The organism is Neisseria sp. 19428wB4_WF04, from assembly GCF_015235335.1.
In the GTDB taxonomy this organism is placed as follows: Bacteria; Pseudomonadota; Gammaproteobacteria; order Burkholderiales; family Neisseriaceae; genus Neisseria; species Neisseria musculi.
In genome coordinates, this window is sequence record NZ_JADGLG010000001.1 from 1 (window position 1) to 18,093 (window position 18,093).

The 18,093-nt window shown below is 53.1% G+C and carries 15 protein-coding genes and 1 tRNA gene; 11 read left to right on the forward strand and 5 right to left on the reverse strand.

What is annotated here, in order from left to right:
* Nucleotides 1-119: 119 nt before the first annotated feature.
* Nucleotides 120-204 (reverse strand) — tRNA-Leu (locus tag IR141_RS00005).
* 478 nt (nt 205-682) lie between these two features.
* Here IR141_RS00005 and IR141_RS00010 point away from each other — a divergent pair.
* The 9 genes from IR141_RS00010 (at nt 683) to hflX (ending at nt 9,717) form a co-directional block, all read left to right on the forward strand.
* Entirely contained in the window at nt 683-1,327 is a 645-nt protein-coding gene (locus IR141_RS00010) for an SCO family protein (RefSeq protein ID WP_135033598.1), read from the forward strand.
* A 70-nt stretch (nt 1,328-1,397) separates the two neighbouring features.
* A complete protein-coding gene (gene hisG / locus IR141_RS00015) occupies nt 1,398-2,057 on the forward strand; it encodes an ATP phosphoribosyltransferase (protein WP_135033738.1) in 660 nt (219 codons plus the stop codon).
* Nucleotides 2,058-2,098: 41 nt separating this feature from the next.
* Nucleotides 2,099-3,340 (forward strand): NYN domain-containing protein, encoded by a 1,242-nt coding sequence (locus IR141_RS00020; RefSeq protein WP_135033599.1) that lies wholly within the window; start codon nt 2,099-2,101, stop codon nt 3,338-3,340.
* Nucleotides 3,341-3,375: 35 nt separating this feature from the next.
* Nucleotides 3,376-4,101, forward strand: a complete 726-nt coding sequence (gene nfsA / locus IR141_RS00025; protein ID WP_135033600.1) for an oxygen-insensitive NADPH nitroreductase — start codon at nt 3,376-3,378, stop codon at nt 4,099-4,101.
* Between the two features lie 53 nt (nt 4,102-4,154).
* Nucleotides 4,155-4,514: an MmcQ/YjbR family DNA-binding protein gene (locus tag IR141_RS00030; protein WP_135033601.1), complete on the forward strand. Its 360-nt coding sequence runs from the start codon at nt 4,155-4,157 to the stop codon at nt 4,512-4,514.
* Nucleotides 4,515-4,555: 41 nt separating this feature from the next.
* Nucleotides 4,556-5,848 carry a histidinol dehydrogenase gene (gene hisD / locus IR141_RS00035; protein ID WP_135033602.1) on the forward strand — a complete coding sequence of 431 codons (1,293 nt, stop codon included), beginning with the start codon at nt 4,556-4,558 and terminating at the stop codon, nt 5,846-5,848.
* Nucleotides 5,849-6,108: 260 nt separating this feature from the next.
* Nucleotides 6,109-7,167: an alanine racemase gene (gene alr, locus IR141_RS00040; protein ID WP_135033603.1), complete on the forward strand. Its 1,059-nt coding sequence runs from the start codon at nt 6,109-6,111 to the stop codon at nt 7,165-7,167.
* A 534-nt stretch (nt 7,168-7,701) separates the two neighbouring features.
* Complete coding sequence (locus IR141_RS00045; protein ID WP_135033604.1) at nt 7,702-8,475, forward strand: TatD family hydrolase; 774 nt, start codon at nt 7,702-7,704, stop codon at nt 8,473-8,475.
* A 42-nt stretch (nt 8,476-8,517) separates the two neighbouring features.
* Nucleotides 8,518-9,717 carry a GTPase HflX gene (hflX, locus tag IR141_RS00050; protein WP_135033606.1) on the forward strand — a complete coding sequence of 400 codons (1,200 nt, stop codon included), beginning with the start codon at nt 8,518-8,520 and terminating at the stop codon, nt 9,715-9,717.
* 698 nt (nt 9,718-10,415) lie between these two features.
* On the opposite strand, the gene IR141_RS00055 is transcribed toward hflX, so the two are convergent.
* From IR141_RS00055 to IR141_RS00065, 3 genes are read right to left on the reverse strand one after another with little or no spacing between them, the layout of a single operon-like run.
* Nucleotides 10,416-11,810 carry a TolC family protein gene (locus IR141_RS00055; RefSeq protein ID WP_135033608.1) on the reverse strand — a complete coding sequence of 465 codons (1,395 nt, stop codon included), beginning with the start codon at nt 11,808-11,810 and terminating at the stop codon, nt 10,416-10,418.
* Between the two features lie 56 nt (nt 11,811-11,866).
* On the reverse strand, nt 11,867-13,804 hold the full coding sequence (locus tag IR141_RS00060) for a MacB family efflux pump subunit (RefSeq protein WP_135033610.1): 1,938 nt from the start codon (nt 13,802-13,804) through the stop codon (nt 11,867-11,869).
* A gap of 12 nt (nt 13,805-13,816) precedes the next feature.
* Entirely contained in the window at nt 13,817-14,989 is a 1,173-nt protein-coding gene (locus tag IR141_RS00065) for an efflux RND transporter periplasmic adaptor subunit (RefSeq protein ID WP_135033612.1), read from the reverse strand.
* A gap of 438 nt (nt 14,990-15,427) precedes the next feature.
* Between IR141_RS00065 and IR141_RS00070 the strand changes: the two genes are divergently transcribed.
* Both IR141_RS00070 and IR141_RS00075 read left to right on the forward strand, forming a co-directional pair.
* Nucleotides 15,428-15,901 (forward strand): type IV pilin protein, encoded by a 474-nt coding sequence (locus IR141_RS00070; RefSeq protein ID WP_135033614.1) that lies wholly within the window; start codon nt 15,428-15,430, stop codon nt 15,899-15,901.
* Nucleotides 15,902-15,996: 95 nt separating this feature from the next.
* A complete protein-coding gene (locus IR141_RS00075; protein ID WP_135033740.1) occupies nt 15,997-16,461 on the forward strand; it encodes a type IV pilin protein in 465 nt (154 codons plus the stop codon).
* A 163-nt stretch (nt 16,462-16,624) separates the two neighbouring features.
* Here IR141_RS00075 and IR141_RS00080 read toward each other — a convergent pair whose 3' ends face one another.
* Nucleotides 16,625-17,395: an SDR family NAD(P)-dependent oxidoreductase gene (locus tag IR141_RS00080; RefSeq protein ID WP_167742946.1), complete on the reverse strand. Its 771-nt coding sequence runs from the start codon at nt 17,393-17,395 to the stop codon at nt 16,625-16,627.
* Nucleotides 17,396-18,093: the final 698 nt, after the last annotated feature.

An 18,093-nucleotide genomic window follows, 5' to 3' on the forward strand; every position in this document is an offset into this window, starting at 1 on the left:
ACGGGGTGAAATTGGGTGAAAAAGCAAACCGAAGATGGAAGAAAACCTTTTAAATATAATGGCTTGATTGGTTTGTTTGGATAATATCGGACAAAAAACAACCGCTGGAAAGCGGTTTGTGGTGCCCAGGGTCGGACTCGAACCGACACACCTTTCGGCGGGGGATTTTGAGTCCCCTGCGTCTACCAATTTCGCCACCTGGGCAGGTGTAAGATTGCTTATTATAGTATTAAAAAAAATATTGTAAAGTACGGCAGCCTGATTTTTTGTAAATAGTTTTTTTCTTTGTTGTAAGTAAATAATATTAAATGAAAATTTTTAGAAGTGTGTGTGAGTTGCGGCTTTGCTTGGATGTGTGTATGGCGTTGTTGGGGGTATTCAATCGTGTGCCGATTAAATTATTCTTTGCTTGAAGCAGGGTCTGTAATGCCGAAGTTGCCGGGTGGGTAGGGTTTGGAGGGCTGCGGTGCCGGTGGTTATCCGGCGGGCGGTTTCGGTTTCGGTAGGGGCGTGGAAACAGTCTGAACCGGTGAGGGTGGGATGCAGTAGGAGCAGGCGCTGCTTTTGCGGGGAGGGGGTGGGGCGGCATAATAAATTTGCTCAGGCCGTCTGAAAGGTTTTCATACGGCCTGTTTGGCGTTAAGATAATATCCCCGTTTTATGTTATTTCAAGGAGGGCGGCATGTTGAAACCGGGTTATTTTTATCTGTTGTTGGCGTTGGCTGCGCCGCTTGCGCTGCCGGGCTGTAAGCCGCAGGAAGCTGTGCCTTCGGCTTCGGCACCTGCATCGGAGGCAGCTGTTGCGGCTGCCGGTTTGCACGGCATGGATATGCGTAAAGAAGATATCGGCGGCGATTTCACGCTCACTGACGGCAGCGGCAAACCTTTCAGCCTGAGCAGCTTGAAAGGGAAAGCCGTGATTTTGTCGTTCGGCTACACCCATTGCCCCGATGTGTGCCCGACCGAATTGCTGACATACAGCGATGCACTCAAACAGCTCGGCAGTGATGCAGATGATGTGGCGGTGGTGTTTGTGAGTGTAGATCCGGAGCGCGACACTCCGGAGCTGATAGGAAAATATGTGCGCCAGTTCAACCCCGGCTTTATCGGCCTGACGGCTGTTGGCGGGCAGGATTTGCCGCTGGTCAAGCAGCAATACCGGGTGGTTTCGTCTAAGGAGCAGCAGCAGTCCGACAAGGTTTATCTGGTGGATCACTCTGCGGGCACTTATCTGCTTGATAAAAATTCGGAAGTGGCCGTGTTTGAGCCTTACGGCAATACGGCGCAGCAGATTGCAGACGATATCCGCCTCTTGTTAAAATCTTAGCCTTTTGAATCAAGCCGTCTGAAAACAGTTTCAGACGGCTTGCATAATCTCACCTATGAGTTTTCGAAACATGCAGGCAAACCAATTGACCATCGCCTTATCGAAAGGCCGTATTTTTGAAGAAACCCTGCCGCTTTTGGCCGCCGCAGGCATCACGCCTGCAGAAGATCCGGCCAAATCGCGCAAGCTGGTTATCGAAACCAACCGCGCCAATATCCGCCTGGTGATTGTGCGCGCAGGCGATGTGCCCACTTATGTTCAGTATGGTGCGGCCGATTTCGGTATTGGCGGCAAAGACGTATTGATCGAACACGGCGGCAGCGGCCTTTATCAACCGTTGGATTTGCAGATTGCCAAATGCCGTATGATGGTGGCTGTGCCCCGCGGCTTTGATTACGCCGCAGCCTCGCAACCCGGCTGCCGCCTGCGGGTGGCTACCAAATATCCCGATATTGCTGCCGAACATTTTGCCGCTAAAGGTGTGCATGTGGACATCATCAAACTCTACGGCTCGATGGAGCTTGCCCCGCTGGTGGGGCTGAGCGATGCCATTGTCGATCTGGTTTCCAGCGGAGGCACGCTGAAAGCCAACAACCTCGAGGCGGTGGAGCATATTTGCGATATTTCCAGCTGCTTGGTGGTGAACAAGGCGGCGCTGAAGGTGAAATATGCGCTTATCCGGCCGGTAATCGATGCCTTTGCAGACACCGTTGGCGCAGAGGCCGTCTGAAAAAGACAACCGACAAAGATAACCTAAAAGAAGAACAAACCATGAATATTGCCGACAAAAAACTCGCCGTTTTAATCGATGCCGACAACGCCCCCGCCGACATCATCGACCGCCTGTTGGAAGAAATCGCCAAATACGGCATCGCCAGCGTCAAGCGCATCTATGGCGACTGGAGCCACGGCCTCAACAAATGGAAGGCCGCCCTGCTGCCGCACGCCATCATTCCCGTGCAGCAGTTTGCCTATACCAAAGGCAAAAACGCCACCGATATGGCGCTGGTTATCGATGCGATGGATCTGCTCTACAGCGGTAATTTTGACGGTTTCTGCATCGTGTCCAGCGACAGCGACTTCACCCGCCTGGCCAGCCGTCTGCGCGAAAGCGGCCTTACCGTTTACGGTTTTGGCGAAAAGAAAACCCCCGAAGCCTTCCGCAAGGCCTGCGACAAATTCATCCACACCGAAATCTTCCGCCCCGAAAAAAACGGTGCCGATAAAAACAAAAGCAGCGGCAAAGCCAAACCTGCTGCCGAAGCCGGCCCGTCTGCGCCCGATGCCGCCACGCTCATCAAACGCGCGGTGCGCGAAAACGCCGATGATTTGGGCTGGGCCAACCTCGGCCCCATCGGCAGCTACCTCAACAAAATCAACCCCGATTTCGACCCGCGCCTTTACGGCTTCAGCAAGCTTTCCGAATTAATCAAATCGTTCGATATTTTTGAATGGCGCACCGACAACAACCAAATCCAAGTGCGGCGCCGCACCGTTGCCGAAAAAAACGGCAGGCCGTCTGAAAACGGGCAGCACGAACCCCGCCCGGGCGAAACCGGCGAAACTGCACGCGGCAACAAGGCTGCGCAGCCGGGCAATGCCCCGGCCGAAGCCGCCAAGCCCGATACTCCGCCTGCCCCCGGGCGCAAACCCGCCCGTAAGGCGCGGGTGCCGCAAACCGGTGTACCGTCTAAAACCATGCCGTCTGAAACGCCGCCGGAGGAGCCTGCCGCCGCAGAAAATGCCGCCAAGCCCAAAAGCAGCGGCAAACCCACCTTTACCAAGCTGATTCCGGTGGTGCAGCAGGCTGTGGACGCGGCGGCAGACGAGGGCGGCTGGGCGCGGTTGGGTGATGTGCTCAAGCAGCTTGCTCCCGCCGTGAACCCGCACCAATACGGCTTCGATACCGACCGTGCCCTGATACACGCCATTTACAGCGACTGGCTGGAAATCAAAAAAGCCGGCAGGGGCGAACGGGTGCGCGTCAATAAACGCTTTGTCAGCAAAGATTGATGCCGTCTGAAAACTCCCAACCTCAAAGGCCGCCCATGCTGAAGAGCAAACCCACTTTAGAAACCATTTTTGCCCACCGCTCTATCCGCCAATTTACGCAACAGCCGGTTTCTGACGAAATACTCGACACGCTGGTCCGCGCCGGGCAGCAGGCTTCTACTTCCAACAATCTGCAATGTGTTTCCATTATCCGCGTTTCCGACCCCGCCTTGAGACAGGGCATACGCGAGGCCGCCGGCAGCGCGCCGTATATTGTTGATTGCGCCGAATTTCTGCTGTTCTGCATCGACTTTTCCAAGCACAGGCAAATCTTTCCCGATGCCCAGCTCGATTGGGCGGAAATCAGCCTCATCGGCGCAGTTGATGCCGGCATTTTGGCGCAAAACGTGCTGCTCGCTGCCGAATCGTTGGGGCTGAGCGGCGTGTATATCGGCGCGCTGCGCAACGATGCGCAAAAAGTGTCGGACATATTAAACCTGCCCGAATACTGCATTCCGCTGATCGGCCTGTGCCTGGGCTATCCAGACCAAGATCCGCCGTTTAAACCGCGCCTGCCCAAAGCCATGGTATATGCCGAAAACGCCTGCCCGGCGCTGAACGCCGAAGCAGTTGAAAGCTATAATCAGGCGGTGGCGGATTATTATGTGCGGCGCAAAGGCAAAACCGTGCCGTGGAAGCAGTCGCTGGCGAAAACTTTAGGCAACCCCGTGCGCCCGCATATGCTGGTTTTTTTGCGGGGAAAAGGCTTGTTGAAAAGATGATTTCAGACGGCCTGTCGTATAAGGCCGTCTGAAAACCGCAAGGAACACGCGCAATGAGCCGCCGAACCCTGCTCGATTATGCTGCCCAACACTACCTTACCGTACCCGAATATCCGTGGCGGAGGCATCCCGATTATGCTGTGCTCCGCCACACGGGCAACGGCAGATGGTATGCGGTTTTAATGGATGTGCCCGCCGCCAAACTCGGCTTGGCAGGCAGCGCAAATGTGCCGTTGGCCAATATCAAAGCCGCGCCCGATTTGGTGCAGCTCCTGCGCGTGCAGACGGGTTTTCTGCCCGCCTACCACATGAACAAAACGCACTGGCTGAGCGTGCGGCTCGATGGTTCGGTAAATGAAGCCACCGTTAAAACCTTGCTGGACGGCAGCTTCGCATTAACACGGGCCGTCTGAAAAACTTGCGCTGAAATTTTAAAACACGAAAGAGTGAAACCGTGAAACACCTCAACACCCAATCCCCAGATTTCCAAGCCGAACTCAAAGCACTGCTGGCTTTTGAAACCGCGCAGGATCCGAAAATCGACCAAATCGTAGCCGGCATCTGCGCCGATGTGCAGCAACGCGGCGATGCGGCCGTGGTTGAATACACCAACCGCTTTGACGGCATGGCGGCGCAAAGCATGGCCGATTTAACGCTCACCCAAGCCGAGTTGCAAAACGCATTCGAGCGTTTGCCCGCCGATGTTCAGACGGCCTTGAAAACCGCAGCCGAGCGCGTAGAACGTTACCACCTGCGCCAAAAACTGGAATCGTGGACCTACACCGATGCAGACGGCACGCTGCTCGGCCAGCAAATTACCGCGCTCGACCGGGTTGGCATTTATGTGCCCGGCGGCAAGGCGGCCTATCCCAGCTCGGTGATTATGAACGCCATGCCGGCGCATGTAGCCGGCGTGCAGGAAATCATTATGGTGGTGCCGACCCCGAAAGGCGGGCGCAACGACATCGTGTTGGCGGCGGCTTATATTGCCGGCGTAACCAAAGTGTTTACCATCGGCGGCGCGCAGGCAGTGGCCGCGCTGGCTTACGGCACCGAAACCGTGCCTCAAGTCGATAAAATCACCGGCCCGGGCAATGCCTTTGTGGCCGCCGCCAAACGCCGCGTGTTCGGCGTGGTGGGCATCGACATGGTGGCCGGGCCGTCTGAAATTCTGGTGATTGCAGACGGCAGCACGCCTGCCGATTGGGTGGCGATCGATTTGTTCAGCCAAGCCGAACACGATGAAATCGCCCAAGCCATTCTGATTGCCACTTCGCAAGCCTATCTCGATGATGTTCAGACGGCTATGAACAGGCTGATTGGCGAAATGCCCCGCCGCGCCATTATCGAGGCCTCGCTGCGCAACCGTGGGGCGTTTATTCTGGCGGAAGATTTAAACGAAGCCTGCGAAATCGCCAACTATATCGCGCCCGAGCATTTGGAATTATCAGTAGAAAACCCGCAGCAATGGGCGCAAAAAATCCGCCACGCCGGCGCGATTTTCATGGGCAGCTACACCAGCGAGAGCTTGGGTGATTATTGCGCCGGCCCCAACCATGTGCTGCCCACCAGCCGAACCGCCCGTTTTTCCTCGCCGTTGGGCACCTATGATTTCCAAAAACGCTCCAGCCTGATTCAGGTTTCTGAAGCGGGGGCGCAAAAGCTCGGCAAAACCGCCGCCACGCTGGCGCACGGTGAAATGCTCACCGCCCACGCGCGCGCGGCCGAATTGCGCTTGAAAGACTAACGCTTTCGATACCGGCATATATTTAAAAACCGCACCAATCGGCCTATAATTCTTTTTTCAAACAGGCCGTCTGAAAAACGCCGTTTTGGCTCCGCAGAAACTTGTTTCCTTCCGGAAACTGCGTTTTAGCTCCGCAGAAACTTGTTTCCCTTCGGAAACTGCGTTTTAGCTCCGCAGAAACTTGTTTCCCTTCGGAAACTGCGTTTTCAGACGGCCTTTAACCGATTCTGCCAACCCTGCCGTAGAGGATATTTCAAAAAATGCGCCCGTTAAACGCCCAAATCCGCCTTGAAAACCTGCGCCACAATTACCGCATATTGAAAAATATCCACGGCGGCAAACTGTTGGCGGTGGTGAAAGCCGATGCCTACGGCCACGGCGCGGTGCGGTGTGCGCACGCGCTGGCCGATATGGCCGATGGTTTTGCCGTGGCAAGCGTGGAAGAGGCGGTGCAGTTGCGCGAACACGGCATTGAAAACCCGATTCTGCTGCTGGGAGGCGTGTTTGAGGCCGGAGAATACCGGCCGGCCGACCACTACCGCCTGTGGCCTGCCGTGTGCAGTCAATGGCAGCTTGAAGCCCTGCTGCACCACCAATGGCAGCAGCCTGTGAAAGTGTGGCTGAAAATGGATTCGGGTATGCATCGTTCGGGCTTTTTTCCGCACAATTATGCAGCCGCCTACACCGCATTGAAGCAGAGTCAAAATATTGAAAGTATTGTGAAATTCAGCCATTTTTCCTGCGCAGACGAAGTGGATGACGCCATGACCGCAATGCAGATGGAGGCATTTGATTCAGGCTGCGGGGGGTTGGAAGGGGAAGAGAGCCTGGCCAACTCTGCCGCCATGCTGCGCTATCCCGCCGCCCGCCGCGACTGGGGCAGGGCGGGCATTGCGCTTTACGGTGCCTGCCCGCTCGGCCACGCCGACAGCCGCTTGAAGCCTGTGATGCGGCTGAGTACGCGTGTGTTTGGCGAGCGGGTGTTACAGCCGCACTCGCCGGTGGGCTACGGCGCGGCGTTTTATACCGAAAAATCCACCCGCGTGGGCTTGATTGCCTGCGGTTATGCAGACGGTTATCCGCGCCACGCTCCCAGCGGCACGCCTGTTGCCATCGGCAGCCACCGCAGCCGGGTGATCGGCCGTGTGTCGATGGATATGATGACGGTGGAGCTGGATGTGTCGCAAGAGGGCATAGGCAGCGAAGTCGAACTGTGGGGCGATACGGTAAACGTAAACGAAGTGGCCAAGGCCGCCGGCACCATTGCCTACGAACTGCTCTGCCATGTGAAGCGGGCGAAATTCACTTATTACGAATAACCGAATATTCAAAGGCCGAGAGATCTTGGTAAATTCATTTAGGCCGTCTGAAATATTCAACCATCGTTATTCCTGCGTAAGCGGGAATCCGTGTGTTTTTTAAATCATTGAAATAAAATAATTGATGGCTTTAAGGCCGGATTCCCACCCGCGCGGGGATGAGGGGAGTTAAGCATTTCAGACGGCACTCAGGGTATTTTTGCAAAGGCTTGGTGCCGTCTGAAAAAATGCGCTGTTCGGCAGCCCTATGTTTTTTCAGACGGTTTTTGGATTTTGGCACTGTTATAGGGTTGGTATCGTTTTTCAGCGCAGGGAGGCAGGCAGTACGGGCAGCATGAAACCGGCTCTGTGCCGCCCACGGGCATTTCATCTGCAATTGCACAGGGCAGTACGGACAGCATAAAATCGGTTCTGCTGCCGCCCGGTCGGCTTACGCGATCGTTCTCTTTGTGCTGAAACGCAGCAATGCCGTAACAGAAATAACGCGAACCCGCCAAAGCGGCTTAAATTTATCCAAATACAGCAAACAATATCATGTATTTAATCGATTCCCACTGCCATCTCAATTTCGACAGCTTAAGCAGCCGCCTGCCCGAAGTGTTTGCCAATATGGCGGAAAACCAAGTCAGACAGGCACTGGCCATCAGCGTGAGCAAACAGAGTTTTGCCGAAGTGTTGGCGATTGCCGAGGCCAACGCCCATATTTTTGCCACTGTGGGCATACACCCCGACCGGGAAGACGCCGAAGAATTTACGCTTGAAGAACTGGTGCGCCATGCGCAACACCCGAAAGTTGCCGGCATCGGCGAAACCGGCTTGGATTACCATTGGTGCAAAGGCGATTTGGCCTGGCAGCACCGGCGTTTTGCCTGCCATATCCTTGCCGCCAACCAAAGCGGCCTGCCGCTGGTGGTGCATACCCGCGATGCGGCTGCCGACACCATGCGCCTGTTGCGCGAACATCAGGCGCATGCGGGCGTTATCCATTGCTTTACCGAAAACGTTGAAGTGGCCAAAGCCGCACTGGATTTGGGCTTTTATATTTCGTTTTCCGGCATCGTTACCTTTAAAAACGCTCCCGATATTCAGGCGTCGGCCAAATATGTGCCCGCCGACCGCATCTTGCTCGAAACCGATGCGCCGTTTCTTGCTCCCGTGCCCAAGCGCGGCAAACCCAATGAGCCGGCCTATGTGAAACATACCGCCGATTTCGTGGCGCAGCTGCGCGGTGAAACGCCGGAGCGCATCGCCGAAACCACCACCGAAAATTTTTACCGGCTGTTTAACAAAGTGCCGAGAACGGCCTAGCTTCCAGGCCGTCTGAAAAAACCGCCCGATGGAGCCTGCGCCGTGAGCAAACCCACCCTGTTTCAAATCGACAAATCCCTTGAAAATCCCGAGCGCGTGATGTTGGCGGGCGTGATGCTCGAAGCCGGCTATACCGGTGCCAACGAGTTGCGCATTCAAGCGTTTCAGACGGCCTTAAACGAAGCAGCAGAGCTGGTGAGGGCCGCAGGCGGCGATTTGGTGTGCACCGAAACCGCCAGGCGCAGCAAAGCGCACACTGCTTTATTTGTGGGAACCGGCAAGGCACAAGAGCTGGCCGAAGCCGTGCGGCGGCACAATATCGAGCTGGTGGTGTTCAACCACGAACTCAGCCCCACGCAGGAGCGCAATTTGGAGCAGGCACTGCAATGCCGCGTGCTCGACCGTGTGGGCCTGATTCTGGCGATTTTTGCCAAACGCGCACAGTCGCAGGAAGGCAAACTGCAGGTAGAGCTGGCGCAGCTCAGCCACCTGAGCGGACGCTTGGTGCGCGGCTACGGCCATCTGAAAAGCCAAAAAGGCGGTATCGGCCTGAAAGGGCCGGGCGAAACCCGGCTTGAAACCGACCGCCGCTTCATCAGCCAAAAAATCACCGCGCTGAAAAAGCAGTTATGCAATGTCCAGAAGCAGCGCGCCACCCGCCGCAAAGCGCGCATGCAGGGCAATATCAAAACTTTTGCGCTGGTGGGTTACACCAATGCCGGCAAGTCCAGCCTGTTCAACCGGCTGACCAAAGCCGATGTATTGGCGAAAGACCAGCTTTTCGCCACACTCGACACCACCGCCCGCCGTCTGTATCTCAACCACCAAACCAGCGTGGTTCTCACCGACACGGTAGGTTTTGTGCGCGATTTGCCGCACAAGCTGGTGTCGGCTTTTTCGGCCACGCTTGAGGAAACCGCATTGGCCGATGTGCTGTTGCACGTTGTCGATGCGGCCCACCCTGATTTCGAGCGGCAGATGGACGCTGTGAATGCCGTACTCGAAGAAATCGGCGCCCATGAAATACCGCAGCTGGTGGTGTATAACAAAATAGATCTATTGCCCGACAGCCAACGCCCTGCCGGCATATTGCGCGACAAACAGGGTAGGGTGGTGGCGGTGAGTGTTTCAGTTACCGAAAATCTGGGTTTGGACGCTTTGCGGGAAACGATGACCGAACGGGCAGAGCAGCCAGTGTTGGGTAAGAAATCAGGATATCTGTACAGCTTATATGCTTTCTAAAGTATGTGCATTGCTGAACGGTAATTGGTACCACCTTTGTACTCAACATCATTAATCGGAATAAACGTACTCTATCGTATCGAAGCAGTTAACCACGTTGCACAGCAGAAGCTTGACGGTACTTGTGGTAGGAGCAGGCAAAATGAATAATGCAATTCGCGTGGGAAATCTTAAATGGCAACAAATAGATAATCCCATTGATTGACTGTTTTTTAGCTTTGCAGCAACGGCAGTCGTTTGATATTGATATGCACCGTTTCACCAGGGTAAAACTTGTTATAGTGCTTGGCTTTTTCCCTGAGTTCCCCTTGATTTCCCGATCCCGCTTGGTCAAACACTTTATACCGTATTTTATTTGCTTAAAGCGGTTGTTAGTGCTTTTCTGAGGGATGAGTAGTTGCAACCGGGCAGCTTTTAATATGTGTTAAATGGGGTGATTATGCTGATGTTTTATGGCTTGGACAGTGGGTCATACTGATTTTGTTTTGGGTATGAACATGTCAAATAGCTTGGTAATTATGTGGAGTGAACCGAGTGTTTTTATGGGTGTTTTTATGGATGTTCATATAGTATTTTCTTTGGGATACTGTAAACAGGCTGGGATTTTCTACAACAGGAACCCCTATTCGATGCAGGGTTCATCCCTTGGAAGCCGCTTGATTAAACTGTCTAAGCCGGTGATCGGGCAGACGGCAGGTTCATCTTCCATCTTTTAGTGTGTAGCGTCCGGCCATGGTTTTATACACCATGTTTTCATATTTCAGTACTTCGTAACGTTGGCTTAGCAGGCTTTGGGCGGAGCTGTATTCAGTGTTGAGTGCGTCAAGCCAGTCTTTCAGTTCGTTTTTGCCGTGTTGGTAGCGCACTTCGTAATAGCGGCTGTTTTTTTGGTCGAGCGCGTATTTTTGGCGCTGGTTTTTTAAGCTTTCTTCGGCGCGTGCGTATTTTTGGTAGTTGCCGAACACTTCGTTCAGGGCGGTGGTGAGTGTTTGCTCGAAATTCAACCGTGCGGTTTCAAAGTTGGCTTCGGCGGTTTTGTTTTCCCATTTCAGGGTTTTCCAGTTTAAGAAAGGCAGGTTCACCTGCACCGAGCCGCCGAGCAAGGGAATATCGAAAGCGGTTTTGGCTTTGTTGGAAGACGTGCTGACGGTAGCGCCCACGGTAATGCTCGGATACCAACTCCGTTTCTGTGCATCTACGCTGCGTAGGGAAGACTGCAAACGGTATTCGGCAGCGCGCAGGTCGGGGCGGTTGGCGAGGGCGGATACGGGCACGTTCAAATCTACGCCTTTTGCATCGGGCAGGCGGAAGCCCGGCGGTTCGGCGGCCATGTTTTGGCCGGGCTTGAGATTCAGCAGGTTGCGCAGGGTTTCTTCTGTTGTTTCACGGCTGTTTTTGAGCTGCACCAGGCTGTTTTGTGCCGACAATAAAGACTGCTGTGCTTGGCGCGATTCGGCGGCATCGGCTTTGCCGTATCGGTATTTGGCTGAGGCGATGCGGTTGATGTGTTGGTATTGTTTTACTGATTTTTCGGTGAGGGCAACGGCTTCGTTGAGATAGGCGATATTGAAATAAGCATCGGCCACGTTGTTGGCGAGTGTGAGGCGGGTGGCGGCCAGGTCTTGCCGGGTGGCTTTGTATTCCCACATTTGTGCATCGGCTTGGGCGTTGAGTTTCTGCCATAGGTCGATTTCGTAGCTCAGGCCGAGCTGGCTGCTGAACGATTGGCCGGTTGCGCCGCTTTTCAGGTTTTTAGAGCCGGATGCGCCAAGCGAGCCGTTAAAGCCCGGCACCCGTTCTGCACCGAGAATATTGGCCTGATAAAGCGCTTTGTTGATGCTGACGGCGGCTTGCTTTAAGTCGATGTTGTTTTCAAACGCCTGGTTAATCAGGCTGTTGAGTGGGCTGCTGTTATAGATGCTCCACCATTGGCTGTTGATGTTGTAGCGTTGGGCGGTTTCTTCGGCGGAAATCACGCTGCCGGCGGCTTCGAGTGTGAAGCGGGGGTCGGCGGTGTGTTTGACGGCGCAGCCGCTCAGTGCGAGCATAATGCCGATGCTTGAGGCCGTCTGAAAAAATGTTGTGCGTTTCATGGGGCAGGTTCCTTTTTCAGACGGCCTAAACGGGCTTTAGGCCGTCTGAAAGCAGATTAGTCATGTGCCAAAGCATCAATGGGGTTCAGTTGCGAGGCGCGTTTGGCGGGCATAAAGCCGAATACCACGCCGATCACGGTGGAGCAGGTTACGGCAGCTGCGATGGAGAGCGTGGAAAACGACATGGCGAAGTCTTGAACGAAATAGTTGAACAGGGTGCTGATGCCGAACGAAACCAGTACGCCGGCCAAGCCGCCGATCAGGCAGATCAGCACGGACTCAATCAGAAACTGTTGCAGAATATTGCTCTGCCGTGCGCCGATGGCCATGCGCACGCCGATTTCTTTGGTGCGTTCGGTTACGGAAACCAGCATGATGTTCATCACGCCGATGCCGCCCACAAACAGTGAAATAAAGGCGATAGACGAAATCAGCAGCGTCATGGTGCCGGTGGCGCTTTCGATGGTTTGTTTGATGCTGTCGCTGTTTTGCATGAAAAAGTCTTTTACGCCGTGGCGCGAGAGCAAAAGCTCGTTCAGGCTTTTTTCGGCTGCCTGCGAGTTTGCCTCGTCTTTGATTTTGACGGTAATCGAATTGATATGGCGCTGGCCGCTTATCCGGTTGATGACGGTGGTGTAGGGTGTCCAGATTTGCAGGTTTTCGCTGCTTCCGAAGCCGCTTGTGTCTTTTTCGGTTACGCCGATAATCTGCAGCGGGCGTTTTTTAAATAAAATGGTTTTGCCGATGGGGTTGGTGCCGTCTGAAAACAGTTTGTTTTTGGTGTTTTGATCGATAACCGCTACTTGGGCGTTGTTTTTGACATCATCGGCATCATACAGACGGCCTTCTTCGATTTTAATGCCGCGCACATCGAAATATTGTTCGCCCGCACCGTAAAGCTGGGCGGTGGCATCGGTGTTGCGGTAGGTAACGGTGGCGTTGGAGGCAACCATAGGGGTAACGCTGTCCACATAGCTTTGTTTGGCAATTGCTTGGGCATCTCCGATGGTCAGTGTGCGCACCCTGCCCGAGCGGCGGTCTCCGAACCCGCGCCCGGGGTAAACGCTGATGGTGTTGGTGCCGATGGCGCTGATATCCGACAGGATTTTCTCTTGCGAACCGCGCCCCAAAGCCACCACCGACACTACCGAGGCAATGCCGATGATGATGCCGAGCATGGTTAACAGCGAGCGCATTTTGTGCGCCATAAGGGCCTGCACCGACATGCGGAATGATTCTATAAATTGGTCTTTGAAAAACAGCCACGAGGTGTTTTCTTTGACGCTTTCTACTTTGCTGGGCGGGATTTCGGTGTTTTTGCTGGTGTCGGCAATGATTTCGCCATCGCGGATTTCAATCACGCGGTTGGCGTTGGCGGCGATGCCGGGGTCGTGCGTAACCAAAATGACGGTATGCCCCTGTTTGTGCAGGCTGTGGATGATCTCCATCACGTTTTCGCCCGATTGGGTGTCCAGTGCGCCGGTGGGCTCGTCGGCCAAAATAATCTCGCCGCCGTTCATCAATGCGCGTGCGATGCTCACGCGCTGCTGTTGGCCGCCTGAAAGTTCGCTGGGTTTGTTGCCTTCTTTGTTTTCCAAGCCTAAATCGTGCAGCAGTTTGTCGGCGCGCAGGTTGCGGCCGGCGTGTTCCATGCCGGCGTAAACGGCAGGCAGGGCGACATTGTCGCGGGCACTGAGCGTGCTCAACAGGTTGTAACGCTGGAAGATAAAGCCGAAGCGTTTGCGGCGCAAACCGGCCAGTTGGTCGGCATCCATCTGGGAGGTTTCCACGCCGTCTATGGTGTAGGAGCCTGAAGAGGCGGAGTCTAGGCAGCCGATGATGTTCATCAGGGTGGACTTACCCGAGCCGGATTGGCCGATAATCGCCACAAAGTCGCCTTTTTCTATGCTCAGGCTGATGTTTTTCAGCACATGTACGCGGTTGTTGCCGCTGCCGAAATAACGGTTGATGTTTTTGCATTCGATCAAACTCATGAGGGGGCTCCGTTACATCGGGCCCATGGGGCCGCCCCGGAGCTCTTTTTGCGCATCGGCGGCAGTTGCTTCCGAAATAATCACTTTTTCACCCTCTTTCAAGCCGGAGAGTACTTGTGTGTTGGTGCCGTCGCTCAGGCCGGTTTTGATTTCACGCTCCTGTGGTTGGTTTTTATCGTTTAACACGCGCACCACTTTTTTGCCTTTTTGGTTTTTAACCGCCAGATTCGGTACGCTCAAAACGTTTTTTGCCTGGTTGATGGTGATGGTGTTTTCGGTGGTCATGCCGATGTGCAGCGAGCCGTCTTCATTGGACACTAAGGAGCGGGCATAGTAGTAAATCGCGGTGTCGGTGGTGTCGGTGCTGGTGGTGTAGGAGCCTTGCGACATGGTGGTTAAGCCCGGATCGACTGTGTCGATTATGGCAGAGCGGGTGTTGTCGGGCTGCGAAAGAATGGTGAAGGTTAATGCCTGGCCGGCTTTTACCTTGCCGGCATCGCCTTCGGCAATCTGCATTTTGTTCAGCATTTTGCTCAAATCGGCAAGCTGCACAATGGTGGGCGTGGCTTGGTTGGCGTTCACGGTTTGGCCTTCTTCTACGGGGATCGATACTATTGTGCCGTCCATTGTTGCCGAAATACGGGTGTAGCCCAAGTCGGCCTCTGAGGTGTTGATGGAAATTTGGGTTTGTCTGATTAATGATTTCAACTCGGCTACCGATGCTTTGGCTGCGGCCAGCGCGTCTTCCGCATCTTCAAGCTCTTGTTTGGAGGTGGCATCTTCAGCCCATAAGGCTTTTTCGCGTTTGTACTTTTTATCGGCAGTGCGTTGCTTGATTCCGGCAGAAACCAGTTGGGCTTGATAAGTGTCGAGTTTGGCTTTATTGGTGTTTAGCTCGTTTAATTGTGTTGTTGAATCGATTTCGGCGATTAAATCGCCTTTTTTAACCTGTTGTCCGATTTTAACGTGCAGCTTTTTAATTTGGCCTGAGGCCTGCGAACCTACCGTTACCAATTGGGCTGCCGAAATCTCGCCGGTGGCATTGACCGTTTGGTTGATGTCGATGCGGCTTACTGTTTGGGTGAGATAGTTGATTTGTTCTTTCGGTTTGAAATAAACCCATGCTGCAAAACCCAATACAACTGCAACGGCTGCTGTCCCGATCCATTTAATCGCTTTTGCCATAATGCCTCGATGTAAACATTATCCATTACGGATATTTTTGGAAAACAAACTGAAAAACGGGCGTGAGTTTACTGTAAAAAAAACGTGCCGCCAAGCGTAAAGCATAAAAAAATAAATCATAAATTATTATTTTTTAATATATTTTATGATTTATTTTTACACGGGCCGGGAGGAAATTTTACACATTTTCCCGCTTGTGATGCTTATTTATACACACAAAATACAACAGTTTCGAAAGTTAATTATTCCGCTTAGTATATTTACGATACCAAATATCGCCTTTGCACACCAAGAACGCAAAATCAATTTATACTTTACAAATCGAAAAGGTAAATCTATAAGATTTACACTATACGCATTTCGGCTTAGGAGGCGGATAAGGATACGCCCGCCTCTTTGAAAACAACTGCTGACTCACTTACCTGATACCAATCCGATATGAAAACGCAACAACAAGGCTTTACGCTGGTCGAGCTGATGATTGTGGTGCTGACGCTGGCTATTTTGGCCACCATCGCTTACCCGTCTTACGAAACCTATATCCGCCAAACGCGCTTGGAAAACGTGCGCGCCGATTTAATGCTCAATGCGCAGATCATGGAGCGCTATTATGCGCAAAACAAGCGCTTTCCCAACCATTCTACTGATGCAGACAAAGCCGAGCGGCAAAAAATTACAAATGCCCTTGAAAAGAATCCGTATTTTGATATTTCCTATCGGGAGCCTGCCGGCAATAGTGCGGCAAATCCCATAGAAGATAATTATGTTATCGTTGCAAACGCAAACAAAACAACCAACCCCGGGGAGGAACGGTATATGCAGATAGACGGCAACGGCGTGGTCACTTTATGCAAGCCTAAGGCCGGAAATGCTTCAGCAAACCATGCCGATACATGTTATATGTATAAATAATCACACACAAAACTAAAAAACACACGCTTTTTCTTTACAGCCTTATGGCGGATGAGCATAATTTTTCTATAAATCAAAAATATATAGGGAAAATTATGCAAGACGCTAGTCAAAAAGGCTTTACGCTGATTGAGTTGCTCGCTGCCGTAGCGGTATTGTCCGTCTTGGTTATGATTGCCGTTCCGTCCTATCAAAAATATATCCGCGATGCCCGATTGAACCATGTCCGTGCGGTGCTTTTGCAAAATGCTCATTTCATGGAGCGTTTTTACCAGCAGCGCCGCTCATTCAAACAAACTTCTACTACTTGGCCCGCGCTGCCGTATGCGGAAACCGAGCATTTCTGTATCCGCCCGCAGGGCAACGCCCGTGGTGCGCACGATGGTAAATTTACCTTGAAAGCTGTTGCGTTCGATAAAAGCGGTGAACTGCGCGTGATCAAAATCAACGAATCGTTAATCACCGTGATATGTGAAAGCAGCGACAGTGCCTGTTCGGATAATGATAGTTTTTTTGCCGGTGGGGCAAAAGTAGATCAACAGTGCAAAGTATTCCAATAGAAAAAAGCCGTCTGAAAAATGAAGCCACCCCCTCAAAAGCTGGACATCTGCCAGCTTACCGGGGTGGTTTTTTATGGGTTAATACACATTTAAGTTTCAGATACTGAGCCGCTTGGCGCTATAGGGTTCACTCATCTGATAAATTTTTCAGACGGCCTCTGTATCACAATAATAGGTCGGCGAAATCACCATAAACTGTATATACGGTTTTACCGCCGCTTTGGTCTCCGAGGTTGAATGCAGGTTCGGGCAGGCCGAGTTTGGCGGCTTCGGTGCGGTAGAAATTGTATTGTGTCGGGTGTTGCGCTTCAACGATGTTGCGTATCCGCAAACCGGCGGGTGTAACGGCGGCGCGGTGCAGGGCTGCCACGGCACGGTTGCGGTGCAGCATATTTACGGGCCGGTGTGCCCCGGTAAGATTGCTGCACTTGAGCAGGCTGTGTAAAGGATGGCGCTTTGCACAATAGAGGCCGCCCAAACGCAAAATATCAATATTGGGGATGCCGCTCTCCCGCAGCAGTTTTTCAACCCGGTAGATTTTGCAGGCACTTTCGGTTTGCGGTTCGGGAGCGGTGTGTTCGCTGCACGGGCGGGCCGCATCTCCGTAAACTGAAGTGCTGCCCGCATAAACGATGTGCTTGATGCCGAAATTGCGTGCAAGTTGCAGCCAGCCGGCCAGTAGGGCAGGATAGTCGGCAACGGCGGAGGGCGGCAGCAGGCAGAACCACAGTGGTTTGTCTGCCCATGTTTGCCAAAAATCCGCCTCAAAAACCCGCGGGTGGTTTAAATCGGCGGTGTGCAGATTCACCGGCAGGTTGGCAGAGACGGACTGCCGCTTGAGTGCCGATATGCGGCTGCCGTTTTCAAACATTTTTTCGGCCAGCGGCTTGCCCAAATAACCCATGCCGAGTATGGCGCAATCGGGTGTGTGCATTTTTCAGACGGCCCGGTGTGTGGAAAGGCGGGCAGTATAGCTGATCTGGGCTGCAATAAGGATAGGCAGGGAGCAATCCGACTGAGTCGTTTTTTACACTTTCTGTTGTTGCTTGGCGGCTCATTTTGGGTTGTTTTAAAGAAACCGAGAATGCCTAAAGGCACGCTGAAGCGGCCTGATTTTTGAGAATAGGCAAAAACCGGAAAGCCATTGTTGCAGGAAAAATACAAGCTGTTTGGCGTGGCAGGCGTAAAAGTCCGGCCTTTTCCGGCATTTTAATATCACTGCCATATTTGGTCTGCCTTGTTGTGCGGCCGGTATTGCCTGCGGTCGGTTTGTGCTTGATTTTTGCAGATTGGCCGTAGGGAAATATTCGGCACGGGGTATTTACCTGCCGGAATTTGTGTTCAGACGGCCTGGGCGGTTACGGGATAAAAAGAATCCGTTATGGCGGGTTGTACATTTACAACATAAAGCAGCGGGCCGCAGGCTTTCGCATATGGCATGGCAAGGCGGCAGCAGAAATGGAGTGCGGTTGTTTAACGGGCGGGGTAAAGGCGGGTCAATGTTGTGTCAATGTTGTAATGAGTATTAAAGCGGGGTGGTTATACTGCTGATACGGGTTTTCCGGTATGCGCGGGGCGGTTGTGGCGGGGCGCGGTATGTTTATCAACGCCAGGCCGTCTGAAAAACATTTT